At 66.7% G+C, this 17,670-nt stretch carries 16 protein-coding genes; 8 read left to right on the plus strand and 8 right to left on the minus strand.

Features of this window, described 5'->3' with window-relative positions; translation table 11 throughout:
* Positions 1 to 87 precede the first annotated feature (87 nt).
* From BHE01S_RS33325 to BHE01S_RS33340, 4 genes are all read right to left on the minus strand, one after another.
* Positions 88 to 1,035, minus strand: coding sequence for a MerR family transcriptional regulator (locus tag BHE01S_RS33325; RefSeq protein WP_084069532.1), 948 nt, complete (start codon positions 1,033 to 1,035; stop codon positions 88 to 90).
* Between the two features lie 131 nt (positions 1,036 to 1,166).
* Entirely contained in the window at positions 1,167 to 1,991 is an 825-nt protein-coding gene (locus BHE01S_RS33330; protein WP_042272027.1) for an OmpW/AlkL family protein, read from the minus strand.
* A gap of 205 nt (positions 1,992 to 2,196) precedes the next feature.
* Positions 2,197 to 3,462 carry a DUF2957 domain-containing protein gene (locus BHE01S_RS33335; RefSeq protein WP_042272029.1) on the minus strand — a complete coding sequence of 422 codons (1,266 nt, stop codon included), beginning with the start codon at positions 3,460 to 3,462 and terminating at the stop codon, positions 2,197 to 2,199.
* Positions 3,463 to 3,570: 108 nt separating this feature from the next.
* Positions 3,571 to 4,983, minus strand: coding sequence for a DUF2957 domain-containing protein (locus BHE01S_RS33340; protein WP_042272032.1), 1,413 nt, complete (start codon positions 4,981 to 4,983; stop codon positions 3,571 to 3,573).
* A gap of 641 nt (positions 4,984 to 5,624) precedes the next feature.
* Here BHE01S_RS33340 and BHE01S_RS33345 point away from each other — a divergent pair.
* Positions 5,625 to 6,647 (plus strand): hypothetical protein, encoded by a 1,023-nt coding sequence (locus BHE01S_RS33345; protein ID WP_042272079.1) that lies wholly within the window; start codon positions 5,625 to 5,627, stop codon positions 6,645 to 6,647.
* Positions 6,648 to 7,061: 414 nt separating this feature from the next.
* Here BHE01S_RS33345 and BHE01S_RS33350 read toward each other — a convergent pair whose 3' ends face one another.
* Both BHE01S_RS33350 and BHE01S_RS33355 read right to left on the minus strand, forming a co-directional pair.
* Complete coding sequence (locus tag BHE01S_RS33350; protein ID WP_042272035.1) at positions 7,062 to 8,930, minus strand: ABC transporter ATP-binding protein/permease; 1,869 nt, start codon at positions 8,928 to 8,930, stop codon at positions 7,062 to 7,064.
* The gene (locus tag BHE01S_RS33355; RefSeq protein WP_042272039.1) at positions 8,927 to 9,820 is read right to left on the minus strand and encodes an extracellular solute-binding protein; all 894 of its coding nucleotides are present in this window, start codon (positions 9,818 to 9,820) and stop codon (positions 8,927 to 8,929) included. Before BHE01S_RS33355 ends, BHE01S_RS33350 begins: the two co-directional genes overlap by 4 nt.
* 174 nt (positions 9,821 to 9,994) lie before the next feature.
* Here BHE01S_RS33355 and BHE01S_RS33360 point away from each other — a divergent pair, with 174 nt between their 5' ends.
* The 3 genes from BHE01S_RS33360 to BHE01S_RS33370 are packed head-to-tail and all read left to right on the plus strand — an operon-like array spanning position 9,995 to position 11,520.
* Positions 9,995 to 10,423 (plus strand): TOBE domain-containing protein, encoded by a 429-nt coding sequence (locus tag BHE01S_RS33360; protein ID WP_042272041.1) that lies wholly within the window; start codon positions 9,995 to 9,997, stop codon positions 10,421 to 10,423.
* Between the two features lie 25 nt (positions 10,424 to 10,448).
* On the plus strand, positions 10,449 to 11,057 hold the full coding sequence (locus BHE01S_RS33365; RefSeq protein WP_052406223.1) for a nitrogen fixation protein NifQ: 609 nt from the start codon (positions 10,449 to 10,451) through the stop codon (positions 11,055 to 11,057).
* A 49-nt stretch (positions 11,058 to 11,106) separates the two neighbouring features.
* Complete coding sequence (locus tag BHE01S_RS33370; RefSeq protein ID WP_407669583.1) at positions 11,107 to 11,520, plus strand: winged helix-turn-helix domain-containing protein; 414 nt, start codon at positions 11,107 to 11,109, stop codon at positions 11,518 to 11,520.
* A 38-nt stretch (positions 11,521 to 11,558) separates the two neighbouring features.
* On the opposite strand, the gene BHE01S_RS33375 is transcribed toward BHE01S_RS33370, so the two are convergent.
* Positions 11,559 to 12,878, minus strand: a complete 1,320-nt coding sequence (locus BHE01S_RS33375) for a DUF2325 domain-containing protein (RefSeq protein ID WP_042272044.1) — start codon at positions 12,876 to 12,878, stop codon at positions 11,559 to 11,561.
* A 141-nt stretch (positions 12,879 to 13,019) separates the two neighbouring features.
* Positions 13,020 to 13,667, minus strand: coding sequence for a hypothetical protein (locus BHE01S_RS38730; RefSeq protein WP_052406224.1), 648 nt, complete (start codon positions 13,665 to 13,667; stop codon positions 13,020 to 13,022).
* 234 nt (positions 13,668 to 13,901) lie between these two features.
* Here BHE01S_RS38730 and BHE01S_RS33385 point away from each other — a divergent pair, with 234 nt between their 5' ends.
* The 4 genes from BHE01S_RS33385 to BHE01S_RS38195 all read left to right on the plus strand — a co-directional run bounded on the left by BHE01S_RS33385 (position 13,902) and on the right by BHE01S_RS38195 (position 17,464).
* Positions 13,902 to 15,170, plus strand: coding sequence for an MFS transporter (locus tag BHE01S_RS33385; RefSeq protein WP_042272047.1), 1,269 nt, complete (start codon positions 13,902 to 13,904; stop codon positions 15,168 to 15,170).
* A gap of 161 nt (positions 15,171 to 15,331) precedes the next feature.
* Positions 15,332 to 15,796, plus strand: a complete 465-nt coding sequence (locus BHE01S_RS33390; RefSeq protein ID WP_042272050.1) for a zinc-finger-containing protein — start codon at positions 15,332 to 15,334, stop codon at positions 15,794 to 15,796.
* Between the two features lie 210 nt (positions 15,797 to 16,006).
* Positions 16,007 to 16,405 carry a hypothetical protein gene (locus BHE01S_RS33395; RefSeq protein WP_245639937.1) on the plus strand — a complete coding sequence of 133 codons (399 nt, stop codon included), beginning with the start codon at positions 16,007 to 16,009 and terminating at the stop codon, positions 16,403 to 16,405.
* An 888-nt stretch (positions 16,406 to 17,293) separates the two neighbouring features.
* Positions 17,294 to 17,464: a hypothetical protein gene (locus BHE01S_RS38195; RefSeq protein WP_157025796.1), complete on the plus strand. Its 171-nt coding sequence runs from the start codon at positions 17,294 to 17,296 to the stop codon at positions 17,462 to 17,464.
* Positions 17,465 to 17,670 lie beyond the last annotated feature (206 nt).

Genomic DNA, 17,670 nt, shown 5'->3' on the forward strand with positions numbered 1-17,670 from the left:
GCAAGGGGACACGAGCGCGCGAAAGGCTGCCTGGCGGGGCCTTTCGCGCGCTCTGCGAAGCAAGACGAGGAGGGTGGGCGGGCGTGCTTAACGCTTCTTGAGCGCGGTTTTTTTCGCGGGGCGAGCCGATTTTGCCGCAGCCGGCGCGCGTGCGGCGCTCTTGCGAGGCGCGGATTTGGGCGCGCGCTTCTTCGCGGCGCCGGCGGGCACGGGAGCGGCCGAAGGCGTGGCTTCGCTCGCACGTTCGCGGCCGAGCGTCTTGTCGAGGATCGTCGCGACCCGGCCGCCCAGGTAGTCGCTCGACTGCTCTTCGAGCGCGCGCAGGATCTCGTGTTCGACGAACACCGTGGAAAGCGGCCGCAGCCGCCAGATTGCGTCGACGAGCGCGGGCATGTCCGTGGCGGGCGGCAGCGCGCCCCGATCGTAGCGGTCCAGATGGCGCACGACCATTTCCACCAGCACGCGCGCAATGGCGTCGAAATGCGGACGCGCTTCTTCGAGCACATCGAGCAGCTCGCGCGCGGGAATGCCCTCGCGCACCGTTGCGGCCGCTGCGTCGAGCATGCCTGGATTGCGCGAGACGAACGACAGCCCCTGGCGTTCGAGCAGGCCGAGATCCGCAAGACGCGAAAGGCTGCTCGGCGCTTGCGGCCCGAACAGCTTGATCAGCTGCGGCAGCGAATACGTTTTTGGCCGCGCGTGTGACCATGGACCGCCAATCGCATTCTCCAGGCCGAGGATCGAGCGCAGATCGCCGCCGTCGTCGATCGCCAGGATGAGATCCTGAATGTTGGCGAGCGTGTAGCCGCGTGCGAGCAGATGGTGAATGAGCTTGAGCCGCGCAACGTGCGAGTCGTTGTAAATACCTACGCGCCCGCGCTTCTCGGGCGGCATGAGCAGGTCGCGGTCCTGATAGGCGCGCACGTTGCGCACCGTCGTGCCCGCCACGCGCGCGAGTTCGTCGACGGTGTATTCGCTGTCGGTGACGCGCTCGGGCGCGGAATCGGTCACGGAGGCTTTGGGCGTTTTCGGCATGCTGCGATTTTAGCGCGAGCTGCCCGGCACGCGCGAGCGCGCCTCGGCACATGCTCAGGTCCGTACCCGGGTATGGCGTCCCGCCCTTACGCGCATGCGCCGCATCGCCGTTGCGCCGGCCCGGCACGCCCCTAGAAGCGATAGGAAAGTGCGAGGAATGAGATGATCGGATCGGCCTTGAGGTTGGCCCGGCTCACGCCAGGCTCGCTGCCGTCCGCTGCCTTGACGATTACCGAGGACGTCGTCTTCAGCGGAATATAGGTGACCGACGCAACGATGCCCAGGTGCTTCGTGACGTTGTAGGTGGCCCCGAGGTTGAAAACCGGCGACCACGACGACGACGCCTTCGCGCTGATCTGCGTTTGCCCGGCCTTGCCCGCGCCCGCCGCGAGCACGGCACCGAGGTCGTCCTGGGTGGCCTTCACGAAGTTCGGATTGAGCTGGATGTCCGAGAACCAGTTGTACGACACGCCGATACCGAGGAATGGGCGGAATTTCGCATCGGCGTCGCGAAAGTAGTACTGGAAGATCAGCGCCGGGCTCCACTGGCGCACGCTGCCGACAATGGGATTCGTCGCCGGATCGCTGAGATTCTGGCTGCCGAGCGCGCCCGCCGGTCCCGGCGGCTTGATCGTGCCGTGACCGTAGAGCTTGAAGGTGGGCGGTACGCCCGCCACGGTCGTTAGCGCGATATGGTCCGTGAAGAAGTGGCTGATGACGAGGCCGACCGTATCCGCATCCGATGCCGAAAGCCCCGTGCCCGCCGAAGTGAACGAGCTGGGCAGCCGCAGCGGCGTGTTGATCGGCACGGGCGCGACGTCCGTGGTGAGCGGCGTGCTCGAATTCTGCGTCGTGACGTGAAACCAGCCGAGTGCGACGACGTTGTCGCCGGCATGCTGCGCATACGCGCTCGCCGACAGCCCGGCGGTCAGCGCCGCCATTGCCATGCGTCTCATGATGTCCCTCCCAGGTGCGGGTGTGCCTTACCCGCGCGCGGCGGCGCGATGCATGCCTCGGGATGCCCGGCATGCGTCGTTCGCCTTGGCTGCGTGCGCCTTTGTGGCCCGGCCGTCGCCGCACTGCGCGACGGCCGGGAGTGGCCACCTCGTGAATGACGCGGTTCGCCGCGCCGTTATTGTTCGACGGTTCCCTTCGTGATCCTTATTGAACGAACGCGCCAGCCGTGAAGTACGGGTTCGATGGCGTCGTCATGTCGAGATAGCCGAACACGCCCCCCGTGAAGATCATCTTGCCGGTGGGTGTCGTGCCGGTGGACGCGCCCACGTGCGTGGTCGTCACCGTGCCCGGTACGGTCTGGGCGAAACTCAGATCGAGCGCCGTGGCGAGCGCGGCCTGCGAGGCGTTGAACGGATCGAGCAGCGTGGCTTGCGTGCCTTCCAGCGCGAGCGTGCGATAGTCGAACTGGCTGTCCACGCCGATGTACTCGCCGTTCTGCGAGCCCAGCGCGATGGCCGATTGCGGCGCGAGCACGGAGATGCCCGATTCGTCGTCGGCCACCGGGCCCGTTGCGCCGCTTTGCGGATCGACGCCAATCTGCGGATACGCCACGCCGGTGCGCACGAGCACGGGCACGAGCTGGCCGCGCAGCTTCCCGACGATCATGAAGCCTTTGGCGGCCGGCTCCGTGGTGACGAGCGTCGGCTTGACCTGCCCCTGGAAGTGATCGGTTTCGAACGCGCCGCTGCCATCGGCCGACTGCGCGAAGTTTGTGCCGGGCTGCTGGCAATTGCCGGCGTTTGCGCCCGTGTTGTCGCATTCCGTCCAGGTGCCGTCGGCGTTGATCGTGATCTTCGCGTCGACCGCAGCGGGCTGGAAGTTCTGCGAAGGCACCTGGTGATAGCCGAGCTGGCTGTACGTGCCGGCGACGTTCGCGAGATTCGTTTCGATCGCCGAGAAGCCGATGAACGGGTAGTACGGGAACGTCGTGTCCGGCACGACGCCAATACCGCCCGAGCCCTTGTACGCGATCTCGGCACCCGGAATCGTGCCGCCCGCCACACCTTCGCCAATGAATACGCGCGCAGGGCGGTTGGGATCGAGACTCGCGCCATTCAGGCGGAACGCGCACTGGTTGAGCTTCGCCGTGGGGAGGCCGGTTTCCGCCGTCAGCGTGCCGGTGGCGACCTGGCCTTTGCGGGTGGGCGTCACGGTGCCCGTGGTCTGCGGGATCGGCGACTCGACATAGGTGATCTGCCAGGTCATTTTGGCCGTGTCGAGCTGCAGCTTGACGAGTTCGCCGTCGCCGCCGCCGCCGGTGTACACCGTGCTGTAGTCGAGCGAGGTGGGGCAAAGCGCCGCTTCCACGAGCGGCGGGCTACTGCTGCTGCCGTTGCCGCCACCGCATGCGCTGAGCGCTGCGATCATCGGTGCGGCAAGCGAGAGCGCCGCGAAAAATTTCCATTTCATACCGCGTCTCCAGAGTCCTGTTGTTGTTGCCGATGACGTCAGCTAGTCATTCGTAGTACGAAGTTATGGCGGTCGCGACAAATCGGACTGCCATGACCGCGTGATGGACTACTGTGGCTGGATCAGCGCACCGACACCAAAGTAAGGCTGATTGGGCGTGGCGCTGTTCGCCGAACTGGCCGTGACGCCGCCGTTCTCCTCGCCGTTGATGAAGATGCCGTAAAGGCCGCTCACCGCAATCAGATTGCCCGCTTTGCCCTGGGTATCGGTTACGCCGATCAGGCCGGGGTGCGTCTGCGTGTAGTCGAGCGTGAACTGGCTTTGCGTCGTCATCGTCGAGGGCTTGAGGAAGCCGGCCTGCTGGCCGTTGATCAGCGTTGCTGTGTAGGCGAAATTCGAGTCCGCGCCAATGTAGCTGCCGTCGAACGCGCCCGACGTGAGCGTCGTGGCGGGCGCGAGCAGCGCGATGCCGGACTCGTCGTCCACGGCGATCTGGTTGCTCAGGCTGAGGGTTTCGTTCACATAGCCGGTGCGTACGACCACGGGCACGATGGCGCCGTTGAGCTTGCCGAGGATGAGGTGCCCCACGCCGCCCTGGCGGCTCACGATGACGTTGTTACCGAGGCTCAAAGGGAACGGCAGCGGTGTCGGCGTCTCTATCTGCGGTGCGTCGGCGCTGTCGAAATAGTTGCCGCTCGTGCTCGCCGTCCATACCTTCGCAGCGGTTGCGCAACTCGTGTTGGTCGCGCCGCCTGGCACGCTGCAATTGCCGCTTGCGTCGTACTGCTCCTGTGTCACCTTCGCCGCCGGCGCAAAACTGCTGGAAGGCAGGATGTGATAGAGCAGCGCGTTATACGAGCCTTTGAGATCGGCGAGGCTCGTGCTCACCGACGAGAAGCCGATGAACGGATAGAAGTCGAACGTGCGCGGCGCGACGCCGCTGAAGAGCAGATTCGCGGTGGTGTCGCCGTCAATGTTCACGGTCGCGCCCGGAATGCCGCCGCCTGCCACGCCAAAGCCGACATAGATCGTGGGCGGGTTGCCGGCGTTGTACGCCGTGGTGTAGGTGCTGCCGTTGATCGTGCCCGTGCCCGCCTGCAGCTGGAACGCACACGTGACCTGCGCCGCGGTTGGCAGCGAGCCGGCGGGCGGATGCTGCACGGCACCCGTGATCGTCAGGCCCGCACGCGTGTTTTGCACCGAACTCGCGGCCACGGGAATGGGCGAGGCGAGAAACGTGAGCTTGTACGTCATCTTCGTCGGGTCGATGTTCAGGCTCACGACTTCGCCACTGCCCGCACCGCCCAGATACGTGTTCGCCGCGATGTCCGCAGCGGCGGGACACAGCGCCGTGGCTGTGGGTGCGCTGCTGGGCGGGCCCTGGTTCGCGCATGACGAACCCGAGCATTGCGCCGGGGTGATGGGTGCCGGATTACTGGCGGTACCTCCACCGCAGGCGACCAGCAAAGGGGTCGCGGCCGCGGCCAGCATCAAGCTGCTGCGGACAATGCTCTCCAACATTTGTCTGCCTCCCTGTTCGTATTTATGCGCAGAAGATTGGATCATGACATTGACCACTGTCAATTGAACGAACCGTCTAAAACGCGTGACGAGACCGCTCCTGCCCGATGCTTCGCGGTTTGCGCGCGCAGCAAGCGGGGTTTTTCCCGAGGCCGCCGCGCCCGCGCCGTGCGCCCGTGCGCAATTGGCGTGCCTGAAAGCGCCTCGTTGACATGTCATCGCGATTCGTTGCGTGCGCGACGGTCGCTGAAAGGCAGAGGAAAGCCAGGGATGGATTGGCATTGGCCCATCAATTAATTCGGATTACAGATGAATATGCGTGCGCCGTTCGAGGGTGAGGATATTCGGGAGCGGGCGTCGTGCGGCAGCGCTGAATGGCTCACTGCGGTGTGCACCGCCCGGTTTGTCGTCGCACCGTTTCGCACGTCGGCGGCCAGGTTCAGGTCCATGTAGCGTGCATTACGCAATCCAGAGGTGAGTGTTTTCGGGAGCATGAACGCAATGCGTTCCATTGCTGCGCCGCGGCAGCGTCGCCTCGGGCGGGTCGTGATTCGCGGTATAGTCATTCGTGACAAGAGGCCTCGTTGTGCGCCCTGCACTTCACCGCCGCCGCGTTCGAGCGGTCTGCAACGGAGTTTTCCATGGGTATCCTGGACAGGCTTTGGCCGCGCGCCCGCGCGAAGCAGGTGCCGGAATCGCCGCAAATCCAGACGCTGATCGAGCGTCTGCTCGTGCTCACCCCTACGCTCAAGCTGGTGCCCGAGTGGCGCGAGCGGCTTGCGCCCGCGCTCGCGCAATCGGTCACGTATGTGCGCGACGTGGTGGACCGCATGCCGCCCGCGCGCGAAGCGAGCGCCGCCACGTGGTCGAGCGACCCCTATATCCACGCGTTTTTCGCCGCACCCGACGAGGTCGGCCATGTGTTGAGCCGCTCGCCTGAACTGCATGCCTGGTTCGAGAGTCATCCGCTTGCGCGTGAGACTTACGCGGTGCTCGGCATGGCCCTGAACGAGCGGCGCGCCTTCGGTGCCGAGCAGCATGGCGACGAGGTGCACACCGATGTCATGCAGACGACGTTGAGCTTCGACGACCATCAGGTGCGCGTGTGCGCCGAAACCGAAAGCGATCTTCGCGAGCAGATCGTGCAGCGCGTGGTCGAACAGATCGCGCTGGCAGGCCTCGAGCAGATCGGCGCTGACGAGTCGCGCCGCGAGCTGCTCGAACAGGAGCGCGCGCTGCTCAGAACGCGCCTGCAGCTGCTCACACGTCAAGGCGCGGGGACGCAACGCATGCTGGGCGAGCACGCCGCGCAAAACGTTGCCGAAGTGGCCAAGGTCGAGGCACAGATTGCGCAGAACGAGAGTGAGATCGCCGCGCTCGGCCTCAAGAGCGAAGCGCTCGAACACCAGCTCACGGTGATTTGCAGGGTGCTCGCGGCTCCCGCGCAATACACGAACGTCGAAATGCGCGAGATCTGCCTGAGTCCGATGAATGTCGTGCTCGCAAGCGGCGGCCCGGACAACAGCGCCTCGATCATGTTCCCGCTCGCGCGGCTGCCGTCGAGCCCGCAAGGTTTGCGTGCGTTCTCTCTGGTGCGCTTCGCGCGCACCGACCTTCAACCCTTGCCGCGCGTGCTCGTGGAAGACAGCCGCTTCATGATCTGAGCCCTGCGTCGCGTTCATGGGTGAGAAGATCCGGGAGCCCCGTGCGTGGCATAACGACGGTTCGTCGACGAAGCGTGCCGAAATCACCGTCGCGCGTGATTGACCGCGGAAGTTTCGTGATCCCGATGGACAGGAGAACCTGGTTCCGGCGCGCAAGATTTTCCTGGTAGTCCCAGGTTAAGGGATGCGAATATTGCCGACTACCAGGTGTTGGCAGTCGAAACCTTGCGTGCTCGGGCGCGAGACGCCAAAAGGTGAGCGTATTCGGGAACCGTGAGAAACGGTGCGGAATTGCGTGTCCAGTCGCTAACCGTTTGTGTAAAGAGGCCCTGTTTCAGGGGCTCTTTTGTCATCAGCTGCGACACCGGTGCTGGTACGTCGGCGCGAAGGGTGAGCGTTTTCAGGAAGTGCGAGTCAGGAGCCGTGCGACGCAGGCCAGGCGAGCACCCCGTTCGCCTTGATCGAGAAGCGCAGCATGCCGGTAGGCGATGCCGGCGCATCTTCTGCGGCGATATCGAAGGTTTCTCCAGCGATCTCGACGGTAACGTAGCGGTCGCCGTGACGCAGCGACGTGCCCGCGATGCACCCCTGCCACGCGCCTTCCTGCGTCGCGACGAGCGCACGCGGCGAGACCCGCCACATCACGCGCGAGCCTGCCGCGAGCGATGTATCGGCGCAGGGCAGGCGCAGTCCCGTCGGCGTTTCGATCTCGCCGTCAGCACGCACGATCCCTTCGCCGATGTTGTGCAGGCCGAGCAGTTCGGCCACGCGCAGCGTGGCGGGCCGCTGGAACACGTCGGCCACGGCGCCCGCCTGCAGCACGTTTCCCTGTTCGATCACGAGCACTTCGTCGGCGAGCAGCGCCGCTTCGTCGGGGTCGTGCGTGACGATCACCGTCACCGCGCTTATTTCGCGTTGCAGCGCCCGCAACGACTGCTGCAGACGGCGCCGCCGAGGCGTGTCGAGCGCGGCGAACGGTTCGTCGAACAGCAGCAGCTGCGTGTGCCGCGTGAGCGCCCGCGCGAGCGCCACGCGCTGGCGCTGGCCGAACGAGAGCTGGCGAGGCAGGCGCCCGGTGAGCGTGTCGAGACCGAGGTGCGCGAGCCAGTAGCGTGCGCTGGCGGCGTCGGCATCGACGGGAAACGCGAGTTGCTGCGCCACCGTCATGTGCGGAAAGAGGCCGTAATCCTGCGGCATGTAGCCGATCTGTCGTCGCTCGGGCGGCAGCGCGCCGAGGTCGACCGCCCCGAGCGTGACACGGCCCGCGTCGTTGCGTTCGAGCCCGGCGACGATGCGCAGCGCGAGCGACTTGCCCGAGCCCGAAGGGCCGATGATCGCGAGCCGGCGCGTTTGCGGCTGCCACGCCACATCGAGCGTGAACGCGCCGAGCCGCCGACGTACCGCGAAGGCAAGACGCAGGTCGGCGTTCTCCGCCGCGGTGGCGGCCGGCGTAATACTGGTGAGTTCGTCGCCGTTGTCCACGTTCACCGCCGGCGTCGAGCGTGCGCTGCGGCTATAGACGGAGAGCACCGCACAGATGATCGCAATGCCGAGCGTAGGCAGCAGCAGCGGCATCATCGCGGGCAGGCCCTGGCCGCCGAACACGACGTAGGTATACACAGGCAGCGAATACGGGTGATACGCGACCATCACGGTCGCGCCGAATTCGCCGAACGCGCGCAGCCAGGCGAGCGCGAGCCCCGCGCGGATGGCGGGCCATGCGATGGGCAGCGTGACCCGGAAGAAACGGCTGGCGGCGTGATGGCCGAGCGTGGCGGCGACGTCGTCGTAGACGGGATCGACGGCGCTGAACGCCGAGCGCGCCGCGACGATCAGGAAGGGCGCCGCCACGAAGGTCTCGGCGAGCACGATACCCGTGAAGGAGTCGGTGAGCGAGCCGCCGAACAACTGGCCGATGCCGCTATACGGCCCGATGAGAAACAGCAGCAGCACGCCGCTCGTGAGCGGCGGCAACGCGAGCGGCAACTGCACGACAAAGCCGAGCAGGGCAATGCCGCGCGCGCGCGAACGCGCGAGCCAGTAGCCGAGCGGCACACCGCCCAGCAGGATGATGAGCGCGGCCACGCTAGCGCTCGCGACCGACACGCCCACCGCCGACCAGGTGGCGTGCCAGTCGACGCCTGTCCAGTCGGCCTGCCCGATCTGCGGAATGCTTGCAACGAACGGCGCGCACAGATAGACCGCCAGCAGCGCGCCGAGCCACCAGAGCGGCTGGGAGCGCTTCACGGCAACCTGTCCGGTACGCTGGGCGGCTTGTGTCATGGCTGTGCGGCGTCGATCACGGCTTGCACCGACGGCGGGATCGCCTGGGTCTGACCGTTGACGGCGGGCCTCGTCACATCCACGCCGTGCCCGGCGAGCAGCTTGCGGCCTTGTGCCGAGAGCAGGAAGTTCACGAAGCGCGCGGCGCCGGCGCTGTTGGGGGCGTCGTTGAGTATCGTGAGCGTGTAGTTCGCCTTGATCTTCAGTTCGGGCGCGGGGTGGATCGCCGGAATCTTCAGGTCCGAAGTTTCGGTCGAGTAGAAGAAGCCCGCGTCGAGCTGACCCGACTGCAGACGGCCAACGAGCGTTTCTTCCGGCAGCACCTGCTCGGGATTTTCCGGCGCGCCGAGCGTCTTCTCGACGAGATCAGGCTGGTTATACGCCTGCGCGGCCTTCGTCATGAGTTCGACGGTGAAGGCGCCCTTCGGGTCGAGTTTCGGATCGGTTCGGCCAAGGCGGATGCCCGGTTCCTGCAGCACCTGATCCCACTTCTTCGTCCTGAAGTCGCTGGCGAAACGGCTCTTCGGGTTGTAGCCGATCAGGAGCGGCGATTCGGCGAAATTCACGTACCACGTCACGTGATTGCCGTTGGCCTCGCCCATGAGGCTCGCGTTGACCTTCGGGCTCGCGCTGATGAACACATCGCCGCGGCGCAGCTTGCCCTTGATTTCATTGGCGATCTTGTTCGAGCCTGCCGCGTAGCCCTTGAAATGCAGGCCCGTTTCCTTTTCGAACGCGGGGCCCACGCTCTTTTCCATGAGGTTCACGAGCGAGCCTGCATAAAGCACGTTGACATCGGATTCGTCGGCGAATGCGTTCGCGCTTGCGCCCATTGCACCCATTACACCGCTCATCACGACGACTGAGGCTACCAGCTTGCGGATAAACATGTTCGATACCCCGTACGTTATAAAGGCCCATATATTACGATGGACTGCCGTATTCATGTGCTTATCCCGATGGCTATTTTGGCGATCAATGCCTGCGCGCGTCACACTGACACGGCTAAACTGTGAGTCCAGTTTTTTGACGGCTCAATGTTCTGTTCAATTGTGGAGGCCCTCATGCGTACCAGCGCCCGTAACCATTTCTCCGGCCAGATCAGCGCGGTCAAGGCCGGTGCTGTCAACGACGAAGTCACGCTGCGCGCCGACGGCGGTCTCGAGATCGTCGCGATCATCACGCATGGCAGCGCTGCTTCACTGGGTCTTGCCGCTGGCAAGCCGGCCTTCGCGCTCGTGAAGGCATCGTCGGTGATCCTCATGGTCGATGGCGACGCCAGCAAGGTGTCCACGCGCAATGTCGTGGCGGGCACGGTTGCGTCGGTCACGAAGGGCGCCGTGAATGCGGAAGTCGTGCTCGCGGCCCCGGGCGGCGCGCAGATCGCGGCCATCGTGACGAACGACAGCGTCGATCGCCTCGGCCTCGCGGCGGGCAAACAGGCTGCGGCGCTCTTCAAGGCGTCGAGCGTGATCGTCGGCGTAGACGGTTGATGCGCTGCGAGTGCACGTGAGCGCGATGACTCAGGGCAGTGGGGACTCCGGCGTGGTGCCGTCGCGCGATGTCGATGCGTTGGCCGCCGCGCGCTGCGACGCCCTGACGGGGGCGCCGGAGGCGCCGCGCACGCCTGACGCGTGGCTCTTCGCGCGGCTCGTCGCGGCGCGCGAGGTGCGTGGCGAATTGCCTTTGCTCGGTTTAACGCACGAGCAGATCGACGCGCTCGGTGCGCGGCACTTCGTCTGCGCGGTGATGAGTGAAGCGCCGCGCATGCACGTGATGGCGGATGCGTCGCACGCTGCATTTGCCACGGCAATGCATGCCTTTCTCGTTGCGCTTGCCGCGCCGCAAGCCGACCCCGACGACGTGCGTTGCCTTGCCGCGATCATTGCCCACGCGTGCCTGCGCCCCGATCATCTGTGGCGCGATCTCGGCCTGCGTGGCCGCGACGACGTGACGAGCACGCTGGAGCGTTTCTTTCCCGAGGTCGTGGCGCGCAACGTGGAAGGCTTGCGCTGGAAGAAGCTGCTGGCGCGCGAACTTGCGCTGGCGTCGGGCGCTGCGCCGGGCCCGGCTCCCGGCTGCCCCGGCTGCGAGGACTTCGGCTTCTGCTTCCCCGCCGGCCATTAGTCGTCCAGAGGGAAATGGCACGCGGCACGCATCGTGTATGCTTGCGCGCATGACCAAGTCCCCCCACGATCAACCGCGCGCAGACGCGCCCGCGCCCGCACAGACGCAGAAACCGGCCCGACCCGACGTGCGTTTTCGCATGCGCATCATCCAGGACGGCACGATCGCGCTCGGACCAGGCAAGGTGTCGCTGCTCGAAGCGGTTCGCGAGCATGGCTCGATCTCGGCTGCGGCGCGCAGCCTGAACATGTCGTACCGCCGCGCGTGGCTGCTGATGGATGAACTCAACCGCGCGCTGGCGTCGCCAGCCACGGTTTCGGAGCATGGCGGGCAGAGCGGCGGCGGCAGCATGCTCACGCCCGTGGGCGAGGAGATCGTTCGCCTGTATCGCAGCATCGAGGCGCGCGCGGCGGCGGTCTGCGAGGCCGAGATCGCAGCGCTCGTCAAGCTCGTGAAGACCTGACGTGACGCGGCGGCGCACTGCCGCCAACGTCCGCGCGCCTAGCCGTGGCGCAGGCAGAAACGCGAGACGGGCACCGCCGCGGGCGTGGGCGTCGCGTTCGCATGTAGCCGCATCATCAGCTCGACGAAGCTGGCAAGACTCGCCGTGCGCAATGGGTGCCACGCGACCTGATGCCGTTCGCACACGCGCTTGAGCGTGCTCATCGAATCGTGGTCGATGCAGTCCACGGGAAACACCGCGAGATCCGCGTTGGCGAGCGCCGCGGCGAGCAGGCCCTTGCGATCTCCCACGCCGCCGTCGTGCAAGCTCAGCTCGCCTCCCGCCGACTCCACCCAGCGCCTGAGCGCATGATTCGAACCCGGCCGGCCACCCACGTAGACGATCCGGCGCCCCTTGAGCGCATTTTCGGGAAGCGCGCGTTGGGCTTGCGGATCGTCGTACGCTTGCGTGGTCTGCTCCATCGCATGGACTTCGGCGCGCAAGACGTCGATCAGCGCGTGAGCTTCGTCGAGCTGCGCGCGCAGCGTGTGGAGCGCGGCGGCATCGGCATTCGCGCGCTGCTCGGCGATTTCGCGGCGGCTCGTGTGCAGCGCAACCCGCGCGTCGCGTACCGCGAGCGCTTCCTGCAGCGCTTCGAGCTGCGCGTGCTGCGGCGTTGTTTCGTGCTGCGCCGCCCGTTGCGCGCATTGCGCATCGAGGGCGTGGCGCGCGGCATCGCGCTCACGGCTCATCTCGTGCAGGCGCGCCTGCTGGCGCTCGATTTTGGCCCGCAATCCGGCGTTTTCCGCTTCCAGCGCCACGAGGCGGCACACGTCCGCGCGATTGGCCGCGCCAACCAGGTGCGAGAGCATGTGCAGCTCGCCGAACGCGGCCTGGCGCACTTCCATCGTCGTGGCCGGATGTGTCATCACCGCCCAGTATGCGGGCGGGATGTCGCCGTTCGCGAGCGCTTCGTTCCAGAGCGCGAACACGGCTTGCGTGTCGCGCGCACTGGCGAAACGGCGCACCGCGCCTGCATAGCGCGTGTCGAGGGCCTTTTGCAGTGCCTTGCCGCCCGCGCCGCCTTCTATCGCCAGTTCGACCGCGGCGTGGTGGATCTCGAGATCGCTCGCGCGCTGGGCGTCGAGCTGGGTAAATTTCGGGACGAGCTTGCGCAGCTCGTGCGTGCTCAGGCAGGTGCCGATGATCGAGCAGTGCAGATGGGCGTCGAGATCGACGAGGCGCGTGCGCTGCCGCGCGCGGGCGAGTTCGGCTTGCGAAGGGCCGCAGCAGTCTGCGCGCGCCCGCACGCGCAGCGTGGTCTCTTCGGCAGATGTGCCGCCCGGCGGACGGGCGAGGTGGAACGGCGGTGCGTGCATGGTGACCTCTGATCCACTGCGAAACGCGGGGCGGTGCATGGGCGCGTGCGGCGACCGTGCCTCGATCCCGGCTGGCCGTGCGTCGATATCGAAATATACCACAGGATATAACGATGGGCGGATGGCGGCCAGCAACGCGGTTCAGGCGGCGGGTTCGCGCACGAGCGTGGTTGCGACGGCGACGCCTTGGGCGGCGGCGTGGCCCGCGGCCGCCCCGGACGATCGCGCTTCGGCGTGTGTGTCGGCCGCGCTTGCGTGCTGCGCGAGCATGTGTTCCACGCCGAGCCCGACGAAGGCCGCATCGAGCCGCTCCAGTTCAGCGACGGTGCGGCCCAGCGCTTTGGTATCGAGGCAAAACGCGTCGCTGAACAGCGCATCGCGCGTCTTGTCGAGCCGGCGTGCGTCGCGAATCGCGCGCTTGAGTTCGCGCTGTCGGGCGAAGCGGGCCAGATCGATGCGCCGCGAGAGCGCGACGAGGAGCGGCTGCAGCGACGCCCCGGCTGGTGCCGCGTTCGCGCCGCTCGCGCTATGGCTACCGCCAGCGCCAGCGCCAGCGCCAGCGCCAGCGCCAGCGCCAGCGCCAGCGCCAGCGCCAGCGCCAGCGCCAGCGCCAGCGCCGTCGCCACGCGCGAGCATGCGCTCGAAGCGCTCGATGCTATTGCGCAGCCGCCGGAACGCGTCGATCACGTCGCGGATCAGCTCCGCGCGCTCGTGCCCTGACGCGGGACGCAGCGTGGTGATCGTGGCCGCCAGGCTCTCTGCGCCGGCCGGCGGGAGGGCGCGATGCACCAGCGCTATCGGTGTTGCGCTTACGAGGCGCCGACTACTCGCCAATTGCTGCCTCCATCTGCTGGATGATTGTTCGATGTATTCTACAGGATATAACGAATCGGAGAGAAAGCGCATCAATCGCGGCCCCCGTGTTCCTGTGGCGCCACGCCGCATGAACTAAAATTGCCGCTTTGCGGCTCGCTTGCTGCTCGTTGCGCGCGCACCCGATTTTTCGCTTTTTCCCGCTGTTCGATGACCACACCTTCTCCGGAGGCGGCGTCCGACGACCCGCCCAGCCTTTCGCGCAATCGCGGTTTCCGGCGCTTCTATGGCGCGCGCGTGCTGTCGTCGCTCGCGTTCCAGATGCTCGCCGTCGCCATGGGCTGGCACATCTACGCGCTCACGCATAGCGCGTTCGCGCTCGGTCTCGTCGGCCTCGCGCAGTTCCTGCCGATGTTCTGCCTGACGCTCGTCGTCGGTCACGTGGCGGACCGGTATGACCGCAGACGCATCGCATCCGTCTGCCAGCTCATCGAATGCGCCGCTGCGCTGACCTTCGCGGCCGGCACGGTCGGCGGCTGGCTGAGCGCACCGCTCATCTACGCGCTCGCCGCGTGCGTGGGCGCAGCTCGTGCGTTCGAGTCGCCCGCCATTTCGTCCTTGCTGCCGGGCGTCGTGCCGCGCGCGCAGCTGCCGAATGCGACCGCGTGGTCGACCTCGGCGAACCAGACTGCGAACATCGTCGGGCCCGCGCTGGGCGGCCTGCTGTACGGCATCGGCGCGACGCCGGCCTACGCGGCCTGCTCGCTCGCGTTCGCGGCGGCGGCCACGCTCTCGGGCACGATCCCGTTGCGCGCCAAACCGCCCGCGCGGGCGCCTGTCACGCTCGAATCGGTGTTTTCGGGCATCGCGTTCATCCGTTCGCAGCCCGTCATTCTCGGCGCGCTGTCGCTCGATCTGTTCGCGGTGCTGTTCGGCGGCGCGACGGCGCTCTTGCCCGTGTTCGCCCGCGACATCCTGCACGCCGGACCCGTCGCGCTCGGTCTCTTGCGCTCGGCGACGGCCGCCGGCGCGCTGTCGGGCTCGATCTGGCTCGCGCACTTTCCGCTGCGGCGCCGGCCGGGCCTCGCGATGTTCGGCGGCGTGATCGTGTTCGGCTGCGCGACGATCGCGTTCGGGCTTTCGCACAACATCGGCGTGTCGCTCATGGCGCTGGCTATATTGGGTGCTTCGGATGTGGTGAGCGTGGTCGTGCGCACGTCGCTCGTGCAGCTGCGCACGCCCGACGAAAAGCTCGGCCGCGTGAGCGCGGTCAATTCGCTTTTCATCGGCACGTCGAACCAGCTTGGCGAATTCGAATCGGGGCTCACGGCTGGCTGGTGGGGCGCGCAGCGCGCCGTGCTCGTGGGCGGCGTGGCAACGATCTGCGTCGCGTTGCTGTGGATGCGGCTCTTTCCCGCCCTGCGCGACACGCGCTCGCTCGAGCGCGAAGAGGCGCACGCCGCCGCCAGCGCGAACTGATCGCGCGCGCGGCCAGCCCGCAACGCCCGTGCCGTCAAATGCCATGCGCCGGGGTTTGCCGTTATCCTTTCTCCAGGACCCGCTCGTAGCGGCGGACCATCGTTTTTCTCGTTCATCCATCAACTCATGCATCCATCGACCATCGCCCCGAGGAGCGCCGCATGCGCGTAGGCCGCCCCGTCAAGGCGCTGCCGCAGCCGCTGTGCGACTACTGCGGCGCGAAAGCGGTGCTCGCGCGCTTCGCCGACGAGGCCTACCCGTATCGCGACGATCACGGCCCGCTCTGGGTCTGCACGCCCTGTGAGGCGTGGATCGGCGTGCCTGCGCGCAGCACGCGCAACGTGCCGCTCGGCCGCCTTGCCAACGCCGCCCTGCGTGACGCGAAGAGCCGCCTGCACGACGCGCTCGAACCGTTAGTGGCCGCGAAGATGCGGCGCGACAAGGTCAACGCCTTCGAGGCGCGCGGCAAGGCCATCCGCTGGCTGGGGGAGGAACTGGGCTTCGACCTGCCCAATCCGTCGATCCATCTCCTGAGTCTCGATCAATGCGAGCAGGCCATCGCCCACATCGAGGCGTTCATGGCCGCGCGGCGCGCAGAGGGCTCAGGCGAGCGCGAGCCGCGCTGAGGCGGCCACGGTCGACCCGTTGCCCGCCCGTCAGGCGATGCGCGGCGCATGGCTGTCACTGATCGTTACATTCGATTTGAGGATCGGCGCTTAACCTTCGGCGCGCCGTGCCGTTATTGCACGGAACAGACTCTTACTTGCCCTTCCATGGCCAGGACCATCCCTTTTCCGCAGCGCTCGCAAGCCGGTCGCCCCCGGCGCAGCAAGTCGATGTTGCTGCCGATCCCGCGCGCGGTCGCCAATGAGCTCGCGTTGCAGGTGCATCTCGCGCTCGCCGCGCTGCGCCGCGGCGGCACCGGCGACGACGCACGCGCCTTGCTGCATGCTCATGTGCTCGCGCAATCGATTGCGGAGGCCGGATATGGCGTGCTCGGGCCGGAACAGGTGCGAGCGGCCGACGCCGCGCTGATCGCCTGCTTCGAGCGCGGCAACACGGGCGGCGGCTGGCAGCTGGACGAAGCGGGCTTCGAGGCTGTTGCACAGCTCGTGAATGTGTACGACCGACAGTTGCAAGGCGCGCCGCTGTGGGCGCTGACCGAGGCGAGCGAGCGGCTCGAGCGCATGGGCGCCGGCGAAACCAGCCAGCAGGCCTTGCGCAAGAGCGCCTGACGCGAGGTATGCCGGGTACGCACCTTGCGGCCAGGTTCGATAGCCGTCGCACAGAGGCAGGGAGTGGCAGGCAGTATGGTGAGGTGAACGATCCCTCTTTGAGAGACGAGCCGGATCGAGGCGATGGACGGAAGGCCGCAGGCGATGCATCCCCAAAAAATACATCGCCGCTCCGGCCGAGCCTGGGACGCGCCGGAGCGAACCTCGGACGAGCCCGACGCGGGCCGCCAGCGGTTGTTGTGGCGACATTGGCACGAGATTTGACGCGGGACGCAAATCGTGTTGACTTAGGACAGGTGGCGCGCCTAAAATTCGCCCGTCTTAACAAAAGGGGCTGACGCCTTGGACAGTAGCAGTTGTCGATCTTCGAACAGTTTCGCTGCCTGACCGGCAGGACGTCCGCGCTCCCTTTCTTTCAGCCGCCGTCTTGCCAGCCAGGCAGATGGTGCGCGTCCAGCAGTAAATCCTCGTGCACTCTTGAATAGCGTCGACCGACGCCGCAGCGCTTTGACGGTCGTTTTGACCGTGTCAAGCGCCGCGGATGGCCGACATCGCGCCGTAAGCCCGCCCTGATCGATGCGCGCTTGCGGCACGGTTCGTTCGTTGCGCCCTCAAGCGCGACGCGCGGATCGACACTTGCGCGCCTCGAGGCCCTTGAAGCCGCTTCGCGTTCGAGCCGCCGGCTCGATGCAAGCCCCCCGGGTCGGCCGCCGTGACGATAAGGAGTTCCGATGTCTGACAGTGACAGTTATCCGTTATGCCGCTTCCTTTCGAATTGCACTGAGGAAAGCGGGCAGACGCGAGCCGCCGCGCGCTGAAAGATTGCGCTCTGCCGGGTCTGCTGGCTTTCCTCCCCGACGCGTCCTCCGCGACGCCAGGAGAACCAGTATGAACTTCGGCCTTCTTTTGCCGCACCTGTCGAAACTGCAGCAAACGCAGCACACCCTCCATCCCGATGTGCTCGGCGCGCGTGAGCGCGCGAGCGCCCCGCCGCCCTGCCGGAAATCGCGACTCGCCGCGCGCTGGCGAGACCTGCGAGCGCGCGTGTTTCGGGTCTGAACCAGACAAGCAGCAACGGATCCCCGCGCGAATGCCCAGCCGGCCCGGCCGGGCATTCGCGCCGCGCGGAGGGATCCGCGCAATAACCAAAAGCCGGTGCTTTGACATGAACCAGTACAACCACACATTGCGAACGACCCGCCGCGCAGCGCGCGCCTGCGCCGGCGAGCTCGTGCTCACGCCTGTACTTGCTGACGGAGGCCGCT

The organism is Paraburkholderia heleia NBRC 101817, assembly GCF_000739775.1.
GTDB lineage: Bacteria > Pseudomonadota > Gammaproteobacteria > Burkholderiales > Burkholderiaceae > Paraburkholderia > Paraburkholderia heleia.